At 43.5% G+C, this 20,753-nt stretch carries 21 protein-coding genes and 2 pseudogenes; 15 read left to right on the top strand and 8 right to left on the bottom strand.

The genetic code is table 11. The features are described from left to right. The first annotated feature begins 191 nt into the window (after positions 1-191). A complete protein-coding gene (locus IQ294_RS04910) occupies positions 192-608 on the top strand; it encodes an NUDIX domain-containing protein (RefSeq protein WP_203333310.1) in 417 nt (138 codons plus the stop codon). A gap of 53 nt (positions 609-661) precedes the next feature. Here IQ294_RS04910 and ptsP read toward each other — a convergent pair whose 3' ends face one another. Continuing rightward, positions 662-2,371 carry a phosphoenolpyruvate--protein phosphotransferase gene (ptsP, locus tag IQ294_RS04915; protein ID WP_203332911.1) on the bottom strand — a complete coding sequence of 570 codons (1,710 nt, stop codon included), beginning with the start codon at positions 2,369-2,371 and terminating at the stop codon, positions 662-664. Continuing rightward, the gene (locus IQ294_RS04920; RefSeq protein ID WP_203332912.1) at positions 2,368-2,637 is read right to left on the bottom strand and encodes a phosphocarrier protein HPr; all 270 of its coding nucleotides are present in this window, start codon (positions 2,635-2,637) and stop codon (positions 2,368-2,370) included. Before IQ294_RS04920 ends, ptsP begins: the two co-directional genes overlap by 4 nt. Positions 2,638-2,812: 175 nt before the next feature. On the opposite strand from IQ294_RS04920, the gene IQ294_RS04925 reads away from it, so the two are divergent. The 9 genes and pseudogenes from IQ294_RS04925 to IQ294_RS04960 all read left to right on the top strand — a co-directional run bounded on the left by IQ294_RS04925 (position 2,813) and on the right by IQ294_RS04960 (position 12,042). Continuing rightward, the gene (locus IQ294_RS04925) at positions 2,813-3,562 is read left to right on the top strand and encodes a DeoR/GlpR family DNA-binding transcription regulator (protein ID WP_203332913.1); all 750 of its coding nucleotides are present in this window, start codon (positions 2,813-2,815) and stop codon (positions 3,560-3,562) included. Next, the gene (gene pfkB / locus IQ294_RS04930; RefSeq protein ID WP_203332914.1) at positions 3,562-4,494 is read left to right on the top strand and encodes a 1-phosphofructokinase; all 933 of its coding nucleotides are present in this window, start codon (positions 3,562-3,564) and stop codon (positions 4,492-4,494) included. Before IQ294_RS04925 ends, pfkB begins: the two co-directional genes overlap by 1 nt. Beyond that, positions 4,491-6,422 carry a PTS fructose transporter subunit IIABC gene (locus IQ294_RS04935; RefSeq protein ID WP_203332915.1) on the top strand — a complete coding sequence of 644 codons (1,932 nt, stop codon included), beginning with the start codon at positions 4,491-4,493 and terminating at the stop codon, positions 6,420-6,422. Before pfkB ends, IQ294_RS04935 begins: the two co-directional genes overlap by 4 nt. A gap of 203 nt (positions 6,423-6,625) precedes the next feature. Beyond that, positions 6,626-7,348 carry a 3-ketoacyl-ACP reductase gene (locus tag IQ294_RS04940; RefSeq protein ID WP_203332916.1) on the top strand — a complete coding sequence of 241 codons (723 nt, stop codon included), beginning with the start codon at positions 6,626-6,628 and terminating at the stop codon, positions 7,346-7,348. A gap of 81 nt (positions 7,349-7,429) precedes the next feature. Next, positions 7,430-7,891 carry an SRPBCC family protein gene (locus tag IQ294_RS04945; protein WP_203332917.1) on the top strand — a complete coding sequence of 154 codons (462 nt, stop codon included), beginning with the start codon at positions 7,430-7,432 and terminating at the stop codon, positions 7,889-7,891. Positions 7,892-8,293: 402 nt separating this feature from the next. After that, positions 8,294-8,947: a hypothetical protein gene (locus IQ294_RS04950; RefSeq protein ID WP_203332918.1), complete on the top strand. Its 654-nt coding sequence runs from the start codon at positions 8,294-8,296 to the stop codon at positions 8,945-8,947. Between the two features lie 167 nt (positions 8,948-9,114). Then, a pseudogene (locus tag IQ294_RS16280) lies at positions 9,115-9,240 on the top strand (DNA mismatch repair protein MutT); the annotation flags it as partial. 115 nt (positions 9,241-9,355) lie between these two features. Beyond that, positions 9,356-11,380, top strand: a complete 2,025-nt coding sequence (locus IQ294_RS04955) for an ABC1 kinase family protein (RefSeq protein ID WP_203332919.1) — start codon at positions 9,356-9,358, stop codon at positions 11,378-11,380. A 53-nt stretch (positions 11,381-11,433) separates the two neighbouring features. After that, complete coding sequence (locus tag IQ294_RS04960) at positions 11,434-12,042, top strand: 3'-5' exonuclease (RefSeq protein WP_203332920.1); 609 nt, start codon at positions 11,434-11,436, stop codon at positions 12,040-12,042. 517 nt (positions 12,043-12,559) lie between these two features. On the opposite strand, the gene IQ294_RS04965 is transcribed toward IQ294_RS04960, so the two are convergent. Further along, a complete protein-coding gene (locus IQ294_RS04965; RefSeq protein WP_203332921.1) occupies positions 12,560-14,164 on the bottom strand; it encodes a pyruvate oxidase in 1,605 nt (534 codons plus the stop codon). 286 nt (positions 14,165-14,450) lie between these two features. Here IQ294_RS04965 and IQ294_RS04970 point away from each other — a divergent pair, with 286 nt between their 5' ends. Continuing rightward, the gene (locus IQ294_RS04970) at positions 14,451-14,660 is read left to right on the top strand and encodes a hypothetical protein (RefSeq protein WP_203332922.1); all 210 of its coding nucleotides are present in this window, start codon (positions 14,451-14,453) and stop codon (positions 14,658-14,660) included. A gap of 56 nt (positions 14,661-14,716) precedes the next feature. On the opposite strand, the gene IQ294_RS04975 is transcribed toward IQ294_RS04970, so the two are convergent. The 3 genes from IQ294_RS04975 to IQ294_RS04985 all read right to left on the bottom strand — a co-directional run bounded on the left by IQ294_RS04975 (position 14,717) and on the right by IQ294_RS04985 (position 15,954). Beyond that, complete coding sequence (locus tag IQ294_RS04975) at positions 14,717-14,899, bottom strand: NUDIX hydrolase (RefSeq protein WP_203332923.1); 183 nt, start codon at positions 14,897-14,899, stop codon at positions 14,717-14,719. A 65-nt stretch (positions 14,900-14,964) separates the two neighbouring features. Further along, on the bottom strand, positions 14,965-15,321 hold the full coding sequence (locus IQ294_RS04980; protein WP_203332924.1) for an ion channel: 357 nt from the start codon (positions 15,319-15,321) through the stop codon (positions 14,965-14,967). Positions 15,322-15,522: 201 nt separating this feature from the next. Then, positions 15,523-15,954 (bottom strand): hypothetical protein, encoded by a 432-nt coding sequence (locus IQ294_RS04985; RefSeq protein WP_203332925.1) that lies wholly within the window; start codon positions 15,952-15,954, stop codon positions 15,523-15,525. 327 nt (positions 15,955-16,281) lie between these two features. Here IQ294_RS04985 and IQ294_RS04990 point away from each other — a divergent pair, with 327 nt between their 5' ends. Next, the gene (locus IQ294_RS04990) at positions 16,282-16,806 is read left to right on the top strand and encodes an Rgg family transcriptional regulator (RefSeq protein ID WP_203332926.1); all 525 of its coding nucleotides are present in this window, start codon (positions 16,282-16,284) and stop codon (positions 16,804-16,806) included. A gap of 543 nt (positions 16,807-17,349) precedes the next feature. Then, complete coding sequence (locus IQ294_RS04995; RefSeq protein ID WP_203332927.1) at positions 17,350-17,736, top strand: DUF5071 domain-containing protein; 387 nt, start codon at positions 17,350-17,352, stop codon at positions 17,734-17,736. A gap of 38 nt (positions 17,737-17,774) precedes the next feature. On the opposite strand, the gene IQ294_RS05000 is transcribed toward IQ294_RS04995, so the two are convergent. Continuing rightward, a complete protein-coding gene (locus tag IQ294_RS05000; RefSeq protein ID WP_203332928.1) occupies positions 17,775-18,425 on the bottom strand; it encodes a hypothetical protein in 651 nt (216 codons plus the stop codon). Positions 18,426-18,998: 573 nt separating this feature from the next. Further along, positions 18,999-19,442 (bottom strand): hypothetical protein, encoded by a 444-nt coding sequence (locus IQ294_RS05005; RefSeq protein WP_203332929.1) that lies wholly within the window; start codon positions 19,440-19,442, stop codon positions 18,999-19,001. 242 nt (positions 19,443-19,684) lie between these two features. Here IQ294_RS05005 and IQ294_RS05010 point away from each other — a divergent pair, with 242 nt between their 5' ends. Both IQ294_RS05010 and IQ294_RS05015 read left to right on the top strand, forming a co-directional pair. After that, entirely contained in the window at positions 19,685-19,987 is a 303-nt protein-coding gene (locus IQ294_RS05010; protein WP_203332930.1) for a hypothetical protein, read from the top strand. Between the two features lie 23 nt (positions 19,988-20,010). Further along, positions 20,011-20,655: pseudogene (locus IQ294_RS05015) on the top strand (O-methyltransferase). The last annotated feature ends 98 nt before the right edge of the window (positions 20,656-20,753 follow it).

Consider the following 20,753-nt stretch of genomic DNA (forward strand, 5'->3'; position numbering starts at 1 on the left):
CCCTTGAGTTGGTAGCTCTGCGGGTTATTCCTATTAAGTAACCTAATGGCTAATCTCCCTTGTTGGGACCTATCGTTTGCTTGCCGTTCGGTGTTGACGCACCGGGCGGCTTTTTCTTATACATACTATTATATACCCATATGGCTGAATTTCAAGCTTAGCTTTTTAAATCATGTAAGCAAAGGGGATTCATTATGAGACAACGTGCAGCAATTATCCTGATTGAAGATCAGCAAATAGCATTAATTAAAAGAGTGCGGAATGGCGATACATATTACGTGATACCGGGCGGCGGAGTCGAGTCTGGAGAAACGCCTGAGGAGGCAGCAGTGCGTGAAGCGCGGGAAGAACTGGGAGTCCATGTGGAAATCGGCTCGTATGCATTTGAAGTAATGGGCACAGGGCATGAATATTATTTTATGGCATTCATTACCAGCGGTGAGTTTGGCAAAGGAAACGGTAAAGAATTCACTGCAGCTGAACCGGATCGGGGAAGCTATGAAGCGGTTTGGATACCAATTGGATTGCTGCCTTCTATCAATGTGTATCCAGAGCAGCTGGTAGATGCAATCAGTCAGAACAGCCTGAATCTAAAATCCCCCCGGTAAAAGGATCACTTTTACCGGGGGGATTTTTTCTGTATAAAAAAACAGCACATTAATTAGATTTTTGAGACATAGTTTTTCACATCTTCCGCAGTAGCCAGCGACAGGATGGCGTCAATGTGTGGTTCTATTTCTGCTTTGGACAGTTTGCTGATGATTGAACGGGTTTTCAATATGGACGTTGCACTCATTGAAAACTCATCAAGGCCCATGGCAAGCAAAATGGGGACAGCCAGTTCTTCGCCGGCCATCTCTCCGCACATCCCGGCCCATTTGCCTTCTTTATGGGCAGCGTCGATCACCATTTTCACCATCCGCAGAATTGCCGGATTGAATGGTTGGTAAAGGTGGGCGACATTTTCGTTCATGCGGTCTGCAGCCAATGTATATTGGATCAGATCGTTGGTTCCAATAGAGAAAAAATCCACTTCTTTGGCAAATACATCCGCCATGACTGCAGTGGATGGAATTTCAACCATGATGCCGACTTCAATATTATCATTGAATGCAATGCCTTCAGCTGCCAGTTTTTCCTGTTCTTCGATAAACAGCCTTTTGGCCTGCCTGAATTCTTCCAGTGTGGCAATCATCGGGAACATGATTTTCAGATTGCCATGGACGCTTGCCCGTATTAAGGCGCGCAATTGCGTCCGGAACAGGTCCGGCATATTTAGGGATAACCTGATGGCGCGGAGTCCGAGGAACGGATTCAGTTCTTTCGGCAAATCCATATAAGACAATTCCTTATCGCCGCCGATGTCCATTGTGCGGACGACTGTCGGTTTGCTGCCCATCCGTTTCAACACTTCGGAATACATCTCGAATTGCTGTTCTTCAGTCGGGAAGCTGTCCCGGCCCATATACAGAAACTCCGTACGGAAAAGCCCGATTGCTTCAGCGCCGTTTTCGAGGGCAGATGCCACGTCTTTCGGTGAACCGATATTGGCTCCCAGTTCAACTTCAAATCCGTCTGATGATACCGTAGCTGCATCTTTTAAGGAAGCCAGTTCATCTTTTTGAGCTGCAAAGTGCTTTTGGCGCTGTTCGTATTCTTCGATTATTTCTGCTGACGGGTCGGCAATAATTTTCCCTTCAATGCCGTCAATGATCAGCAAAGTCCCATCTTCCAGTGACGCCATCAATTTCTTGACTCCCACAACCGCGGGAATTTCGAGTGTCCGGGCAAGAATAGCGGAATGCGAAGTTCTGCCGCCGATTTCCGTCACGAAGCCCTGGATGAATTCCGGATTGAATTGAACCGTATCGGAAGGGGTGAGGTCTTCTGCCAATAAGATCACTTTTTCCGAAATCAGGCCCGGGTTCGGAAATTTAACGCCCAACAAGTGGGCAAGCACTCGGTTTCTTACATCTTTGATATCTGCTGCGCGCTCCTGCATATACTCATTGTCCATCGAAGCAAAAATCTCCATGAACATATCAGAAACTTCCTGAAGGGCAAATTCTGCATTGACGCCGTCATTTTTAATCTTTTCGGTGATGGGGCCAATGAGTTCCGGATCGCTTAATACCATCAGGTGCGCGCCGAAAATGGCCGCTTCTTTCGGGCCGATCTGTTTTTCAGCCTGTTCTTTGATCAATTCCAGTTCCTGCATAGAAACTGTAAGGGCAGCGTGCAAACGCTCGATTTCCGCTTCCGGGTCTTCTATCGTTGTCTTATCAAATAGAAGGGAGGGACTTTCCAGGCGGTAAGTCTTCGCTATGGCAATTCCGTCAGAAGCCGCAATTCCATAAAGTTCTGTTGTCATTGGTTTGAAATCCCTTCAGCTTTCATGGTTTCTTCAACTTTGGCCATTGCTTCTGCTTCATCTTCGCCGTCTGCTGTAATGGTAACAATTGAGCCTGATGAGATCCCAAGAGACATAACGCCCAGAATCGATTTCAAATTGACTTTTTTGCCGTTGAATTCCAATTGGATATCGGATTTGAATTTGTTTAATGAACCTACCAGTGCTGATGCAGGTCTCGCGTGCATCCCGGCTTCATCTGTAATTTTAAATTGTTTTTCTATCATTAGTATTTCCTCCTCATTAATTGTGTACGCATCTTTTCATTCAGCCATAAATCCTTTAGCTTATAGGCTTTATTCCAATGAAATGAACGAATTTGATTGCTTATGAATGATTATGATTGATTTTGGAAGCGATTTCAAGTATTATCTACTTAAAATTACTTAAGCGGGTGATTACTTGTTAACGAACGAGCGCCATGACTTCATTTTAAATTTACTCGAAGAAAAGCGGACTGTAAAATTGCAGGAACTGGTGGAAAGAACGGACGCTTCGGAATCGACGCTGCGCCGGGATCTGACGGAGCTCGAAAATATGGGCAAACTGGAGCGGGTCTTTGGCGGTGCTGTTTTGCCTTCAAGCAATTTGCAGGAACCAAGCATCGAGGACAAATCGACCCGTAATCTGAAAGCGAAAAGATCAATTGCCGAATACGCATCATCATTCGTCCAGGATGGTGACAGTGTCTTTCTCGATGCAGGCACAACCACATTGCAGATGATTCCGTTTCTGAAAGACAAAAATCCGGTGGTGGTTACCAACGGTTTGCCATTGGCAGAAGCTTTGAATATTGCCGGAATCACTACCTATCTGACCGGAGGGTTATTAAAACCGAGAACAGGAGCTTTTGTCGGCTCAGGCACATTAATGGCGCTGGGCAACTATCATTTTGATATCTGTTTTCTGGGCGTGAACGGGTTCCACACCGAATACGGCTACACGACGCCAGATCCGGAAGAAGCAGCCATCAAGCGGATGGCCAGCTCTCATTCAAAAACGACTTATATGCTGGCAGACCACAGCAAGATCCATAAAGTGAGTTTCGCGAAAATCATGGATCTGCAGGATGCTTCCTTGGTTGTCAATCGACTGGGATCGGCAGAACTGTCGGAATTTGAAAAATTAACTTCAGTAAAGGTGGTGGAATGATGATTTACACATGTACGGTAGCTCCTTCAATCGATTGTACGAATTATTTGGCTGATTTTAAAATTGGCGAATTGAACAGAAGTGAAAAGGTCTATTATTATCCCGGAGGAAAAGGGATCAATGTCTCGCGTGTACTCAAACGCCACGGCGTGGACAGCGTAGCGCTCGGTTTCGCCGGTGGATTCACCGGCCGGTTTATCGAAGATTTTCTGGCGGAGGAAAATGTGAAAACGGATTTTATCGGCACCGGCCAGATTTCCCGCATCAACATCAAGATTAAATCTGGCGACGAGACCGAATTGAATGGTCCAGGGCCTGAATTGACCAAGGCGCATCTGGAAGAACTGAAAGAAAAAGTGAAAAACATCCGCTCCGGTGACTGGTTCGTGTTGTCCGGCAGCATACCCGAAGAATTGCCATTGGCTTATTTTGCAGCGCTGGCTGAAACTTGCCAGAATGCAGGAGCCCGTTTTGTACTCGACACTTCCGGAAAAGCATTGAAAGAACTCATCAAAAGCAAGCCCTTCCTGATTAAGCCCAATAAAGAAGAACTCGGGGATTTATTCCAGACAGAAATTAAAGGAATAGAGCAGGCCGCAGAGTATGCTTTTGAGCTGACGAAGCAGGGTGTGGAAAATGTCATCGTGTCGATGGGAGCGGAAGGGGCGATCCTTGTGGATAAGGAACAGGCTCTTTTCGCGAGAGCACCCAGAGGGAAGATGGTTAATACCGTGGGAGCGGGCGACTCCATGGTGTCCGGTTTCATCGCAGCTCTGTCGCAGGGCCGATCAAAAGCAGATGCTTTCCGCTACAGCATCGCCAGCGGCAGTGCCACTGCATTCCGAGCGGACCTGTGCACCAAAGAAGATACGGAAAAATTACTGGATCAAATAGAAGTTCAACCCATTAAAAGACTGGATGTGAGCAAATGAGAATTACGGATTTATTGACAAAAGAAACGATTGCGATGGATTTGCGGGCAAACTCAAAATCCGGCGTCATCGACGAATTGATTGCGCAGCTTGATGCAGCAGGAAAACTGGCAGACCCGGTAACATTTAAAGAAAACATTTTGACCAGAGAACAACAGAGCACAACGGGCATCGGTGAAGGAATTGCCATTCCCCATGCGAAATCAGCAGCTGTGAGTTCTCCTGCCATTGCCTTTGGCCGTTCGCTTGAAGGCATCGATTTTGAATCAATGGACGGGCAGCCGGCAAATTTGTTCTTTATGATTGCAGCCAGTGAAGGGGCGAATGACGCGCATTTAGAAGCGCTGTCACGTCTGGCTACCTTCTTAATGGATGAAAAATTCCGGGAACGGATTCTTGCTGCCGCTACGAAAGAAGAAGTTCTGCTTGCAGTGACGGAAAAAGAAATTGAAGTGGAAGGTCCGGAAGAAGCTCCTGCATCAAAAGGAGACCCGGCACCACAAGGAGAAACTGCAGGAACCGGCAAAAAAGTTTTGGCGGTTACCGCTTGCCCTACGGGTATTGCACATACGTATATGGCTGCTGAAAAACTCAATGAACGCGCAAAAGAACTTGGAATTTCACTGAAAGTGGAAACAAACGGCTCCAGCGGCGTAAAAAATCGGCTGACCGATGCCGATATCGCAGAAGCGGACGCCATCATTGTGGCCGCGGACACGAAAGTGGATATGGCCCGTTTTGACGGCAAGCCTGTCATCCAGACAGCTGTCGGCAAAGCAATCTACGAGACGGATAATCTGTTGAACCGTGCGGTGACCAATGACGCACCGATTTATAAACATGATAAGTCGAAAGACGAAGCAAGTGATTCAAGTTCAAAAGGCGGATTTTACAAGCATTTAATGAACGGTGTTTCAAATATGCTGCCGTTTGTCGTCGGTGGAGGAATTTTAATTGCTATTTCGTTTTTCTGGGGAATAAATGCTTCAGATCCCACTCACCCCGATTATAATGAATTTGCAGCAATGCTGAATACAATCGGCGGCGGAAATGCGTTCTTCCTGATGGTTCCTGTACTTGCCGGCTTTATTGCCATGAGTATCGCCGACCGTCCCGGATTTGCGCCGGGTATGATCGGTGGTTTAATTGCCATTACGGTTTCCGGTGTTGATGAAGTGAGTGGCGGTTCGGGCTTCCTTGGCGGTTTGATCGCCGGTTTCCTGGCCGGTTACGTGACGCTGTTAGTAAAAAAAGCATTCTCGGGTCTGCCGAATGCACTTGAAGGTTTGAAGCCTGTCCTGTTCTATCCGGTGTTCAGCATTGCCATCACCGGTATTGTCATGATGCTCGTCAACCCGCAGCTGACAAGTGTTTATACGGGCATTTCATCGTTTCTGGAAAGCCTTGGCGGCACGAACCTGATTCTGGTTGGTTTGCTTCTTGGCGGCATGATGGCAGTCGATATGGGCGGTCCGGTCAATAAAGCGGCTTATACGTTCGGGATTGCCATGCTGGATGCAGAAAACTTCAATTTCATGGCGACAGTCATGGCTGCCGGCATGGTGCCGCCGCTTGGTATGGCCATTGCAACAACTCTGTTCAAGAAGAAATTCACCAAACCGGAACGTGAAGCCGGTAAAACGGCTTACGTGCTCGGCGCATGCTTTATAACGGAAGGCGTCATCCCGTTTGCTGCAGCTGACCCGGCCCGTGTCATTCCAGCATCTATTGCAGGTGCCGCAACAACCGGAGCGCTGGTCATGCTGTTCGATATCGGCCTTCGGGCACCCCACGGCGGCATTTTCGTTATGGGATTCGTTGAAGGCAGCGGCTTGAGTATTCTGCTGTATGCTGTAGCCATTCTTATTGGAGCTGCTGTCACTGCGGTGACTGCAGGTCTGTTAAAAAGGAATATACCAGCAGTTTGAATTTCCTGGAAACCCGTTATAAGAAGGATATCCTTTTTATAACGGGTTTTTTCTGGATTGATTGTCTCTGCCGAACAAGACATAAACGAACAAGCCATAAATATTTTATTCTTTGAAAGAAGTGTAGTTTATACTGAATAGGGAATTCTAAGAAAGACGAATTAAGAAGCAGTTGAATTTTATCTGAAAGGAATTGACTGTCTATGGCACAGAGCCTGAAAGACAAAACAGCATTTATTACAGGAGCGGGCAAAGGGATTGGCCGGGCAACAGCACTTGCACTCGCGAAAGAAGGTGTACATATCGGCTTGATGGCCCGTACGGAAACCGATATGCAAGCAGTTGCGAAAGAAATCGAAAGTCTGGATGCCAAAGCCGTCTATGCGACTGCAGACGTTTCATCGATGGAACAGGTCGAAGAGGCCACAGCGAAGTTGACTGCAGAACTTGGCCAAGCGGATATCCTGATCAATAATGCAGGAATGGGCGCATTCGGACCGTTTCTGGAAATAGATCCGGAAGAATGGAAACGGGTGATCGATGTCAACCTGCTCGGCATGTATTACGTGACACGGGCTGTCCTGCCGCAATTGATCGAGAAAAGTGGCGGGGATATCGTCAACATTTCGTCCATGTCCGGCGTAAAAGGCACAGCGGGGTCGAGTGCCTACAGCGCTTCAAAGTTCGGGGTGCTGGGCTTGACGGAATCGCTGTCCCAGGAAGTCCGCAAATATAATATCCGCGTTTCAGCGCTCACGCCAAGCCGGGTCATAACTGGATTTTCAGGAGGCGGCAATCCACCGGAGAAAAGTGAGGAAAAATTCATGCAGGCGGAAGATATCGCTGAATATATCGTGGCCCAGTTAAAGCTTCACCCGCGCATCTTCATCCCGCAATCGAGCCAGTGGGCAACAAATCCGTTTTAAAAGTCATCATTTAGTCTAGTGCTGGTGCCGGAGACCCAGTCTCCTGGCACGCATATCGTGAAAAAGACAGGGGGAAGCCAATTGGTTAAATGGAAAGAAGAAATCATCATCAAGCAGCCAATTGAAAAAGTGTGGCAGCTTTTTTTGGATAAAAATGCGAAGGTCCTTTACCCGAAACTTGAAAGTCATGAGCTGTTCGAGAACAAACCGGATGAAATCGGGGCAAAACATGGCCAAAGCTTCAAACAAGGCAATCAGCTTCAGACATACATCGTTGAAACGGTCGCTTTTGACGACTCACCGACTAAAAAGTTTCGCCACAACAGATTTGAGATGAATGGCTTGTTTGAGATCAATTATCTTTTTACACTGGATAAAAAAGGCGAAGAGGAAACCTTGTTTACTTATGAAGGTTCTCAAAAAGGGCTGACGGCTGCAGGGAAAATGATGCTGCTGGCAGGAAGCAGGAAGGGCCGGGAACAAACCATCCGTGATTTCATGCAGCGCGTGCAAACAAAAGCGGAGAAAATGGAAATGGAATAAAGTTTTAGGGAGGCCTGGATAGCAGGCTTCTTTTTTTTGCGGGGAGCGGGAAGGGAATTGCTGCTGATAATTTTCTGCGCACTTTCAGTAAGAAGCCAATGCAAGGAAAAGAATCAGTTATAATGGCGATATCGTTTATAAAAAAGACATGATGAAGCCCAACTAGTATATGTAGGTAATTACATAAGGATTAATAATCAAAAACAAATCTGCCTCCAAGAAACCGAAAGCACTATAAAAGCTTCCTGATTCACCGTAACAAATAATGGACATGAAATCGATAGTGAATAAACCGGAGAATTTATCAAGTTTTTTACCGCCATGAATTCACCAGCAGATTTTCTTCAGACACTGTAACTTTTGCGGCCCATTAAAGTCTAAGTGTAAAAGAGGCGATAATAGATGAATAAGGGTTTATTGTTTTTATCGGTGCTGCTGATATTGTCGGGTTGTTCTTTGCCAATGGGCGGAGATCGAGGCTGTCCGCCTAATACCATGATCAACTGGATCGACAGTGTGAAGATCAATGACATCCAATATTTTTCGCTTGATCAGGAAAATTATCAGGTTAAAGAGGGAGATATAGGCAAGACAATAGGGGAAGTAAGCTATAGGATGGCTGACAAAGCTTGTTCAGACCATAAAATGAGAAACGGGGATGCCGCTTTTTTGGATGTGGAAACTGAAATCCACGAGTTTGCTGGATACAAGACCGATTTCCGGGTAATCGCAGATGGCACCGTCTATCAAGTCGAGCACAATGAGCAGGCGAAAACGATTGCCGACCTTTATGATATAAAAAGGAAGGTCGCAGGCATGAGTCTCAGAAGCTCTTATGACGGCAGTTATGTAATGGACTTAAAAGAAGGGCATTCGGAGCAATTCATGGAAGCATTCCTTGCACTGGACTATGTGGGATTCGATGAAGTATATAGTAAAATCGGGGATGATGAAGACCGGGTTTTTCTGGATATCCATCTAATAGGACGGTTCATCGATCTCGATCGTTTACTGGGTAGAAGCCAATATCGTGAATCCAGGAGCTATCGGCAATGAAAAGATGCAGGAAATCATCGGATTGTATCACTAAAATTATCATGTAGCTGACTGCTTGTAGGGCAATGGTTGGATGAAATCCTATCTACTTATGTAGCATAATACAAAAGGGTTTATTATAATCAACAAATTCGTAGTAAGAAATCAAAATACCCAGGAGGATTTTTATGGCAGAAGATTATCCAAGGCATATTGTGGCAGTGTCTGCCTATATTACCAATGGATCAGGAGAAGTATTGCTTGTCAAAACGCGGTGGAGGCAAGATACTTGGGAGCCGCCTGGGGGACAAGTTCACGGTTTAAAAACTTCCTGTTAAGGAGGTTTTTTATTTTATTGCTGTAAGTTTGTTATACTGAGAGAAATGACGTTGTCATATTTTTCAGATTAAGACGGAAGGGGCTGCCTGAATGGGGATTTTGAAGTTCTTGATTGAACTGATCGTGATTGCCTTGCTGATTTACCTGATCAGCGGCCGACTCATGGGACCGAAAGTGGATTTCCGGAAGAGGGTCCTGTCCGTTTCGATGGGTGTGGTGCTGACGACGTTTCTCTACTGGTACTCCTATCTGCGATTTACGGATTATTTAGATCTCAACACACTTCAGATTGTCCAGGACGAGACGTCGATCCTATGGATAGGCAGCATGCTATTGATTTCGATGCTCTTGTATCTATTTTTCGAGTTATTCGACCCGGTCGAGCTGGGGGAACTCGGGGACCGGAAAGCGGGGAGGGAGCTGTTTTTCTTCCGCTGGCGAAACCGGCTCCGCGAACAAAAGAGGCTCAGCCGGATATTGGAAATATCTGTCCGCAACGGTTTTTCCCAGGCGTTGGATTTTGCGCGCCGCCGCGGGGAGAATGATCTTGAACTGGCTCGCGCATTCCGTGTCACACTCGAAGAGAGTGGGGGCATCTTCATCAAATTCGGGCAGATGCTGTCTACACATACCGAATTGTTTCCTCCCGCGTTCATCAAAGAATTGGGTTCGCTGCAGCAAAATGTTAAACCGCTGACCAGTGAACAAGTGGAAAAGTTGCTGAATGAGAAATTGCCTTACCGGATTGAAGATGTTTTTGCGCAAGTGGATATGGAGCCGTTAGCGGCCGGGTCCATTGGACAAGTTCACCGGGCTCTCTTGAAGAACGGCGATGAAGTTGTCGTAAAACTGCTGCGTCCGGACATCCGCGGTATAATGCGGGATGACTTGAATCTGCTCGTGGAGTTTACGGAATGGCTTTCAAAAAAATCGGCCTGGATCAATAATATCGGCATCCGGGATCTCGCAATCGGATTTGCGAACTCCATGCGTGAAGAAGTGAATTTCAATATCGAGATACGCAATACGAACCAGCTCTACAATATCATGGAAAAAAGCGATCACCGGATCAAAGTTCCAAAGGTCTATACGGAATACAGCAATGATAAATTGATCGTACTGGAGTATCTGGAAGGAAAAAGCATTGCCAAAGGCGATGAATTATTCAACTTTTTTGATGTGGACCGCAGTGGGTTTGCCCAGGAAGTCCTGTTTTCCTACCTGGAACAGATTTTCTTCAATGGCATCTTCCATTCAGATCCGCATCCAGGCAATATTTTCATCGACCGGATGGATGGCAATCCCATTATCCTTGATTTCGGGGCTGTCGGAAGGCTGACGGAAAGTCAGCGCAATGCACTTTACCTGTTTGTCCTCGGGATTCAGCAAAACGATACGGATATCATGGCTGACGCTGTTCTAGAGCTGGTGCAGGAAGGTGAATCGATCGACAGGCGCAAGTTTGAATATGCACTGGGACAGACGCTCATGCGTATTTCCCATATTGATAAGATTCCGACGAGGGAATTGATACACTCGATGTTCGATGTAGTGCGTGATTTCGGGCTGAAATTCCAGCCGCCTGTCAGCACGGCGCTGCGTGCGTTGATCGTACTGGACAGCACGCTGCGCCTTGTGGACCCGGATCTTGATATGTTCAAGGAATCAAAAACGTTTGCTAAGAAACACAAAACGACCTATCTTTTCAAACCGTTCACACAGCCATCTGCCACAACACAGCCATCTGCCACAAAAGAAAAAATAGAGGAAGAACTGGCCGTTTGGCTTCCTGAACTGATGAAGGTGCCGAAAAGGCTCGACCGTCTCGTGCAGCGAGTGGAATCCGGGAAAGTGATCCTGCATCACGATGTATTTTCGGACAAGCATAATTCCATGTTCGTAACGCAGTTATTTTCGCGTTTCGTCCTGCTTATGACAGGCATCACATTCGGACTGGTGTCAGCAGCGTTACTTGCCATCGCCCAGTTTATCGATACAGGATATGCGGTATATTTAAATATAGCCTCCTATGCAGGCCTATTCCTAAGTGTTGTATTATTGGTCAGGCTGTCGATACAGGCCATACGAGATATGAAACGGACCAGCGGCCTATAGGAGATGCTGAACACCTGCGCAGATACGGTGCAGGATCTTAAAGGAGTGATTGGATGGAACGACCGAGCGCAAGGGAGATTCTGGAACAGAAAATGCGTGAGACCCGGCCGCGCTGGACGCGTAATGCACCGGCAAAGCCGCGAAAATATAAATCAAGCATGAAACGGGTCGAAGATTATGTCGTCCTGGATTTTGAGACGACAGGTTTGCGTGCCGGCAGTGACAAAATCATTCAGATCGGCGCAGTAAAATATCTGAACCATATGCATGTGGATACGATGTATGTCACGATCAATCCGGAACGGCCGATTTCCAGCACCATAACACGCATCACCGGCATCACAAACAGCGATGTACAGGACGCACCTGTCATCGAGGATGTGGCTCATGAACTGATCGCATTTATCGGAGGACTGCCGATCATTGCTCATAATGCACCATTTGATATGGGATTCCTGTATGCACTGGAAGAGATAACGCCGATTCCGGAGTATACAGTGATTGATACCGTAAAGTTGGCACGCAGAGTGATCCCTGAGACAAAGAACCACAAGCTCACGACGTTATCAGCATATCTGGAGCTTGAGCATAATGCACACGATGCACTTGGCGACTGTTTGGCGACGGCGGCAATTTATCAGTTTTGCATCGGACGGATGTAGAGATGATCCAATAGAGCATGAAGACCGTGCCTGATAGCGGTTTTCGTGCTTTTTATTTTATTACCGAATTCGGTATACTGAAAAACAGATTGAAGGCCGGGTGGAGGAAGTTTAATAAAAATTAATGCTGAAAATATTTGAGTTTACATAATATAAATTATAGGAAGTTGAGTATCATAATATAAGTATACTCATGATATTGAGACAAAGGCGATTTTTCTATAGAAATCGGCTGATTTGACAGTTTTACTGTTGAATCACTTCTTAAGCGTAATTTTGACGAGTCATTTATATCCGACTGATATAATTTCAACAGATTCATCCATGCAATACAGCCTCAAAACAATCTCAAATTAAAAAAACGAAATCACTGAACAGCATCAGCAATCTCGTTTCAGTTATAGTTATAGTTACATTTCCGATCATTCCGGCATCACTGCCAAATTCCAGCGATGTCCATCCAAATCTCTTTCGTCATGCAATATCAACCCGCATTCATCTCATTAAAATACTCCGCTTAAAGCGTCTCAAAATCGATATCTTCTACAAATGCATCTATGACAACCGGTTTTCCACTGTTTTTCGCCTGTATCAAAGCTTCGCTCAATTCACTTCGGGTCTTCACTGTAAACCCTAAACCTCCACATGCTTCCGCAAACGCAGCAAAATCAATATTCGCCAAGTCAATATTCGTTGCTTTATTGCCCATTTCTTCTTGTTCCGTTTCGATCAATTGTATTTTTCTGTTATTGAAAACGACGATGGTCATCGGCAGATCGTATTTCACTGCTGTAACGAAATCCTGCATGCCCATTGAAAATCCGCCGTCACCGCTCAAAGCAATTACCTGCTTCCCCGGATAAGCCAGTTTACCGGCTATGGCACCCGGAAAACCACATCCCATGGTCGCAATCCAGGCTGATACAACCATCTTTTGGTCGGTCAATCGGAGGTAACGTGCTGCCCACAGCGTTACACTGCCGACATCCAGCGACACGACCGCTCCAGGTTCTAAAATTTTCTGAACCTCGGCTATGACTTGCTGTGGCTGCAGCTGCTCTGTTTCTTTTTCCATATGTGCCTGCAGCTTTTCATGCCAACGCTCCCGTTTCGCCTGATATTTCATCAGAAAACCAGCTTCTTTCGGTTCACTCTGTCCTATAAACCAGGCCATGACAGGTTCCAGTTCGCTGGCAATCCCAACGGAAACCGGATAATACTTGCCGATAACTGCCGGATCAACATCAATCTGGATGGCTGGTGCGCTGTCCGGCAAATAATCACGGTAAGGATAAGCCGTACCCGCCAGTATCAGCAGATCTGCATCTTTCATCACTTCTTCTGCTGGTTCTGTGCCAAGCTGTCCCAGATGCCCCATATTATTCGGATGTTCATCCGGTATCAGCCCTTTTGATGGAAATGAAGCGATGAACGGTGCTTTGATTTTTTCTGCAAAAAGTATTAATTCTGCAACAGCCCCTTCTGCCCCTTTCCCTGCCAGGATGACGGGTTTTTGGGAATTGCTGATAAGTTTGGCCGCTTCCAGCAGATCTTCTTCCGCAGGCCTAGTGTGCGGTCTTGAATACACAGCAGAAGTCAGTGCCTGATCCCGTTTGATCTTTTTACTGAATAGATCATCGGAAACAATGAGCACCGCCGGACCTTTTTCTGCGTATGCACTGCGTATAGCCTGGTTCAGCATATCCGGCAGCTGTTCGGCTGATTGGACCCTGCGGTTATAAACCGACACTTCCTCGAACATCGACTCCAGCTTCAGTTCCTGGAACGCATCAGTGCCCACTAGTTCGCTGCTGACCTGTCCGACGATCGCCAGTACAGGCACTTTATCTTTTTGCGCGTCATATAACCCATTCAACAAGTGAACCGCTCCGGGACCTGCAATTGACATGCAGACGCCAACACTGCCTGTCAGCTTAGCGTAAGCCGCTGCAGCCAGCGCTCCGGTTTCTTCATGACGCACTTGAATAAAACGGATGCTGTCTTCTTTTCGCAATTCTTCCATGAATTCATTGATCGAGTCCCCTGGCATACCGTATATATGATCCACTTGCCATTGTTTCAATAATTCAATGACATGGGTGCCCGCTTTTTTCTCGAACATACTATCACTCCTTTTTAAACCTGTTACCTCGAAACCCTGATTTATAAACAGAGACTTACTCAGGAATTCAGATTCCACGCCAATGAATGATAATTTAAAATTAAAAAATCAAATAGTTATTTTTTCATCTTTACTTTATGAATGAATATAGGTATTCTGAATGTGAAGATAAATCTATTTAATTTAGACTTTAGCCCTAAAAAATATTCATTACGTTTTAAAAAGGTTAAAACCTGCTGGCATTCAATATCCCTCTAGTACCAATAAGATAAGAGGAGTGAAATGTATGAAGTATTTTGTCGATCATTTAAGGAAAAGCATCCACTCCCAACAATTTGCGGGAGATTCGTGCGGATTCATCGATACTCCGGTCACTTACCGGGAATTTACGAATTGCCCTGCCTATATCAAGGGGCTGATAGAGGAAAAAGCTTATTCCCGCTGTACTGAATGCGTCTCCGCTCCTACAAAGCTGCAACAAAAAGTGATTTCGTAAAAATTTCTTATATAAAAGCCGGGCAGTCCCTTATCGACTGCCCAGCTTCTTCATCATCAATTCACATCCCCCAGATAAACTTGTCTCTTCATGTCCGCTCCGAAGTCCTGGACCGCTTTAACTAAAGCTTTTGGATAAATCCGCTTTTCTCCGAGGTCTTCCAATGGCACCCATTCTATCCGGATCTGATTCGTATCTGTATTAGTAGGCTCGGATTTTGCGGAATTACGGATATTCATCCAACGCGCCTCCTTTTATCTGGATACAAAAAGAAACCCAGTTTTGAGTTTCTCCCCGCGTCCAGTTATTTCTTTGGTTCAACAGCCTTGTCTCCGGGCTTTTCAAATTTAATGATGGCCAGTCCCAGCTTCATCAACAGCATAAGCATAACGCCCACTCCGCCCACCAGATAAAACATGGTAAACCACTTACTGCTGGTAGCCTCTGGCGTTAAGCCGGTATTGACGCCGGTTGGAACCAGACTGACGAAAGCAAAGTAAAACGAGTCAAGCAACGACCATCCCTCTGTCTGGTGATAAAACAGAGTTCCAGACAACAAAATAAGAGCCAGCGTTAAAAGCAGTGTTTTAAATATCGGTTCTTTTCCTACTCTCAATACCGCTGAAAATAATCTTTTCAATGTTAATACAAACGAAATCATCTTTCTTCCTCTTTCCATCTTCCTTACTTATCCTTCTTTAGCGAAATGAAGGAAGCTTTTGTGTAGAATACTTTATCCGCTTAGCAAAAAGTAAGACGAAAAGCTCTATTATTTTTATTCATTGTCAGAAATGTGTCTTTCAATTCAGCAGAACAGTGAAATCGGATAAGCTTACTCTATTAGTAATTGGCAAGACCCGTGTCAGATCGTATCAAACGTGGTTTCTTCGGTCATGGAATCTAAAATATATTGAGGAATGTCATTACCGATGATGGTTTGAATAAAAGGAATGTAAGGAAATCCAACAGAATGGCCGTTTATATTCGTCTTTAGGATTCTAAAATTCTCTCTGTCATAAAGATTAGGTGATAAGGACATCTGGTCAACAAACCGCTTTGTGTATCTAATAATATCTTCAAATTTTCTGAAAGGTTTTTCAATCAGGTAAATGAAGTTTTTCTGCTTGCGTTCATTTTTATCAGTAAATATCAATGCATACCCCACTACCTCTTTTATCCTCTCATCCCAGTAGTCATCAAAATCATCCGAATCATTCACACCAATAATAAAAAAGAATTCAATATTTTCATCCCTGTATAATCGAGAAAAAGAATAACCTTCGAATTCAGCCATTTGTCATTACTCCTTTTGAATTTTTCAAAGTGTATGATGCGTTAGAGAGGTCCATCTTCATGAAATAGAAAAAATTTAACCCTTTCTCATAGAGGGGATACTATTTCCTCAAATTCCTCTACAAACCTTTCATATCGTTCCAGAGCGTCCGAGGGGTTCGGCACATGTGCTAAAACCTCATCTTGCGTATAAATTTCTCCGCCTTTTATAACTAGCTCGATTGATTGGGTGTTTGTTATATCTATCAATGGATTTTGAGATAAGATAATCAAATCAGCCAACATTCCCTTTTTGATAACCCCTCGATCCATCTTGGCAATGCTGGAAGTGTTTGAAAGCATTATTCAGGAACAGGAAATCAAAATAGCACAAGAAGATTTGGAATTTTTATGTAGTTACTTATTTAAAGTGGAAATCTGGGGATATTATGAACTAAGACTTTACAATTCGACTATTTTGCTTTTGCCCCCTGAACTCGTCGTTACCCTTACAAAAACTGCTTATGATAAGAGTTTTCGTTTTAAGGATTTTCCCAAATACTACAAGACCATTGTCAGTATATTGATGAATACCTTAATCTATTTAATGGGCGGTCAATATACTCATCCCTATATAGAACATTATGATACGTTAAAATCTTATCTTATGAGCATGGAGATCAAGGAAGAAGACCTGTTCTTTAAAAATCAACTAATGTTCATAGATGGCCTATATAAAATCAAAACAGGGAACAAAGAGGAAGGTATTGAACTCGCTGTTTCTGCAATGCGTATGCTTGAACAATTGGATGCGCCAAATATAGCTATCGGGCTTAAAATTTATTTAGATTTTGTTTTAGAATATACGAAATAACTTAAAACTTGTGAGCAACCTATTGGTCAGAAAATTCCTCTTCACTAAAAAAAGCTTATTATTTTATTAGTCTTCCGATAAATCCAGGATATGTAAACCTAGTTCTTTTCGAAATACGGCTATAAAAAACCTGACCGCCAGAACTTTCTCAAAAGAAAAAGAGCGCTCCCTAACAGAAGGACGCCCAATAGAAGCAATAATCCTCATCAGGTACTCCCTTTTCTCTACTCATATTTACGAGGAAGACGGTTCTCTATAACGAAATAAAAAAGCTGTTGACACGAATGCAAAAATTACTAGCAGTCCGATTATAATAATTTCTAGTACAGGAACATCAAGCTGCAGGTTGGACGCAACAAAAGAGAATATTTGCAAATAGACAAAAAAGAAAATACCAGTGACGATTAATTTTAAAAACCCATTCACCAAATTTTTCAAATGACTTCCCCCTCTTGTCTATATATATCTAAATCAAATTCAGACTTTTAATGCCAGTGAAATCCATGATATTTAATTTGTTATTTCAAATAAAGGATGGTGTTTATGAACGATTTGAAAAATCTGCTCCCAAACGATAAATTTGATGTAGAACAGGCAAAAAAATTGAAAGACTTAGATAGGAGTCAGGTACTTCTTTTGTTGCCGGATCTTATTGGTTACACCAAGGATATAAACTGGCCGGTCGCACCAATTGCAGTAGAAACCTTATTAATGTTCCCAACAGAAATTGTCCCTTCAGTACAAGCTGTTTTAGCTGGAAATGACGATAATTGGAAGTGGTTTCTTTTAACTTGCATAGTGAGCGAACTGCCCTTAGATTCGAAATTACATTTCAAAGAATACTTGGTGAAGGTGTCAGAAACACCAACAAAAAGTGAAATGGCTGAAGAACTGGATTACGTATCCAAAACTATTTTAAAAACGATGTAAATTAGTCGCATCCATATTAGTCAAGCTCACTTAAAATTTCATTTTTTATTAATTGTAATTTCAGTAGTTTCCAGTCCTAGTCGTTTTTTTAATTCTTCAGATACAGTCAGTGAAATTGTTGCCCCCTTTTCTACATCTGTGAATTTATGATGTATAGCAGTAACAATTGTGCCATCAGTTCCATATGTTTCAGAAGGGTTTGAATTCATTTTTAAATGGTCCATATAATTTCCGCTGACTTGCCCTAGCATAAAAAGATCATTTGGTAAAATAGGATAAGCTGATTGGTGTTGACTCAAAGAAATTGCAATCGTGTCTTCTTTCATATCCACCATGCCGTTTGCCGGAACAGGCAGTCCGTTAATCAGTAAGTCATACTCCCATAGTTTAATTGCCAGATCTTTTAATTCGGTGTCACTATAATCTTTAACCAACTCATCGAGCCATTGTTTATAAAACACAGCTTCTTCTTGTTTATAGTTAAAATCCAGTTGAAGATTGTCCACTATTAATTGCAATTCCTCTTTATGCATCTCTAATTTATTGATTTGAGCCGTTTTCTCTTCCAGAAGCTGTGTTAAATCATTGAGTTCTTCTGCTCTGTCATTTTCTGCAGAATTCCCTTCATCCTCATTTGAGCAAGCAACGAGCAGAACCAGCAGAACCAAACACACTGAGATTTTCTTCAATTCCCCTACCCCCGTGAAATTTTAATTTTCATTGGATTTCTTCAGCTGAACGAAAAATCATATACTTACACCGTGAAAAACCATAGCTCTGCATCTTTAGCGTAATAATTTCCACTTTTAATTTCGATACTGCCTAAATAAATAGATTCTTCAGGGAATCCGTATACTTCTGTTAGTTCAATTGGGATGAATCCCTACTTGCCCTCAATCATAAACTCCATGATCCTTCCGCTCCTTTCAACCGTATTTATGAAAGATCTTTTTCTCGATTCTTATAATTTACTTTATTCCCTTTAATATACTTAAGGTATATCCAAATAGCTAGATAATTCTGGAAATAGCGTCATTCGTAAAAGTGCACTTTTAGGAACGAACTCACCAGAAAGAGAAACGGTGAGGCATCGATAGCCGGGTTAAAAGCGGAGTCAAGAAGCTCTCTGGTGGCAACTTCCAATTTGAATACGTAATCGGAAGTAAGAACCATCATTACTTGATGCCTCTCTGAGAAAGCAACTCCTCTTGGAAAACCACGGAAGTTTCCACAACATTCCTCTAAATATTGAAGATTGATGGTTATTCTACCTCTATCAAGAACGCATAATTTCCATCCCCTTGATTCCAGTCGGCTCTTACATGGTATACATACCTGCCACTTTCATTAGGCGCTTTAATTTTTTCATCATTTATTTCAATAATATTTGAAGTGTTTTCATCAACCCACTGCTCTAATCTCAAGGTTTTGGGTTGATAACCGATAGGGAATTCAATTTCGATTTCCTCGTTTTTTGATACCTTAGTTGGGGTATGTGCTTCTGTCATGTCGAATGGCGTAGTATGAATGGTGTCTACACACTGTGCAAATAAAAATCCATCCCAACAATAAGATCCTTGTGTTGTAGAAATCTCTGTCTCTGCTGCCGAAATTTTCGGAGTCGGCGGTTCTGAACGAAATGGTTTAAAAATAATTATGGCTATGATCAGAAATCCAATGACTATAAACACCGAGCTTTTTTTCATTTCTTTCATCCCCTTTGCATAATAGACGTTTATATTTGTAAAAAGTAGCAATCCTTATTTTACTTTTTAACGTAACCGTCACCTAAAATGTTTGTACAAGTCCACTCTTGCAGATAATATATCTCGAAATTAAGAAACAGCACGTCTGGCATTTTAAAAATACCTCTTATATTTTATTGATTAATTGTATACAAACGTATACGATAGAAGGAGTGTTTTGTATACAAGGAGGAGAAAGTGTTATGGAGAATGAAGAGCAGAGGGAGCAAAATAGAGAGAAGCATCACCGGAGTGAGGAACGCCGGAAAAAAGATCATCGCGGAGCAAAAACGTTTCGTCGAGGAAGAGCTCTTGCATTTTTAGAGAGGCTGAATAGTAAACGTTCCACATTAAAAAGGCAGTTAGAAACGCCGGAATTACAATCAATTAATCCCATTTTAGTGGGCGAACTGAAAGCAATGGAATCAGTCATTGATGAATTTGTTCAACTATTTGAGATTCATGAAGTGGATGAATCAGCAGAAGCAAGCGAAAACGAAAAATGAATTTAAGTGAGGGAGTCTTTCCAATGATAAAAGTAAACAACTACATCGATTCGGTTTTTCACACCCAGGATGATCTTTTAGAGAAAGTTCTTCTGTCCATAAAAGAGAACGGTATGCGAGCCATGTCCGTATCGCCCTCCTCGGGAAAATTTCTGACCATGCTTGTGTCCCTGTAAGGAGGAAAAGATATCCTCGAAATCGGAGCTCTCGGAGGCTACAGCGGGATTTGTCTTGCCCGGGGATTTGGCAGAGAAGGAAAATTAACTTCACTTGAATTGGAGGAAAGCTACGCAAAGCTAGCGCATAGAAATCTGGCTGAAGCCGGCTTCGGTAATCAGGTCTCGTATATGACAGGACCCGCTTTGGAAAGCCTCGAACAATTAATCAGCGAGAACAGACGATTTGATTTTTTCTTTATCGACGCTGACAAAGAAAACTATGAAAACTACTTGAATGCTTGCATGAAACTGGCAAGGCATGGCGCTTTAATTGTGACGGATAATGTACTTGCGAACGGCAGTGTCGCGGATGAAAGTGTGGAACCCAAACACTATACGGGAACGATGAAGAAGTTCAATGAAACTGTGGCCAACCACCCTCAATTGGAATCTCTGCTTATCCCAATTGGGGATGGAATGACTGTTTCGAGAGTAAAAATGGAGGAATGAAAATATTTATACAGATTTAAAAATGGACAGTTGCAGAAGGAAATAGCGATAATTCCCTTATAACCGGCTTTGTCTGATTTGCTGGGGACCCTTAGAGT

This window comes from Planococcus beigongshangi, assembly GCF_016820495.1.
Taxonomy (GTDB): domain Bacteria; phylum Bacillota; class Bacilli; order Bacillales_A; family Planococcaceae; genus Planococcus; species Planococcus beigongshangi.

Excerpts from the sequence above, each read along its gene's own strand:
- IQ294_RS04935 (WP_203332915.1), top strand. The coding sequence starts at position 4,491 with ATGAGAATTACGGATTTATTGACAAAAGAAACGATTGCGATGGATTTG.
- IQ294_RS04960 (WP_203332920.1), top strand. The coding sequence starts at position 11,434 with ATGGAACGACCGAGCGCAAGGGAGATTCTGGAACAGAAAATGCGTGAG.
- ptsP (WP_203332911.1), bottom strand. The coding sequence starts at position 2,371 with ATGACAACAGAACTTTATGGAATTGCGGCTTCTGACGGAATTGCCATA.
- IQ294_RS04985 (WP_203332925.1), bottom strand. The coding sequence starts at position 15,954 with ATGGCTGAATTCGAAGGTTATTCTTTTTCTCGATTATACAGGGATGAA.
- IQ294_RS04920 (WP_203332912.1), bottom strand. The coding sequence starts at position 2,637 with ATGATAGAAAAACAATTTAAAATTACAGATGAAGCCGGGATGCACGCG.
- pfkB (WP_203332914.1), top strand. The coding sequence starts at position 3,562 with ATGATTTACACATGTACGGTAGCTCCTTCAATCGATTGTACGAATTAT.
- IQ294_RS04980 (WP_203332924.1), bottom strand. The coding sequence starts at position 15,321 with ATGATTTCGTTTGTATTAACATTGAAAAGATTATTTTCAGCGGTATTG.
- IQ294_RS04955 (WP_203332919.1), top strand. The coding sequence starts at position 9,356 with ATGGGGATTTTGAAGTTCTTGATTGAACTGATCGTGATTGCCTTGCTG.
- IQ294_RS04975 (WP_203332923.1), bottom strand. The coding sequence starts at position 14,899 with ATGAATATCCGTAATTCCGCAAAATCCGAGCCTACTAATACAGATACG.
- IQ294_RS04950 (WP_203332918.1), top strand. The coding sequence starts at position 8,294 with ATGAATAAGGGTTTATTGTTTTTATCGGTGCTGCTGATATTGTCGGGT.
- IQ294_RS05010 (WP_203332930.1), top strand. The coding sequence starts at position 19,685 with ATGGAGAATGAAGAGCAGAGGGAGCAAAATAGAGAGAAGCATCACCGG.
- IQ294_RS04940 (WP_203332916.1), top strand. The coding sequence starts at position 6,626 with ATGGCACAGAGCCTGAAAGACAAAACAGCATTTATTACAGGAGCGGGC.
- IQ294_RS04995 (WP_203332927.1), top strand. The coding sequence starts at position 17,350 with ATGAACGATTTGAAAAATCTGCTCCCAAACGATAAATTTGATGTAGAA.
- IQ294_RS04965 (WP_203332921.1), bottom strand. The coding sequence starts at position 14,164 with ATGTTCGAGAAAAAAGCGGGCACCCATGTCATTGAATTATTGAAACAA.
- IQ294_RS05005 (WP_203332929.1), bottom strand. The coding sequence starts at position 19,442 with ATGAAAAAAAGCTCGGTGTTTATAGTCATTGGATTTCTGATCATAGCC.
- IQ294_RS04970 (WP_203332922.1), top strand. The coding sequence starts at position 14,451 with ATGAAGTATTTTGTCGATCATTTAAGGAAAAGCATCCACTCCCAACAA.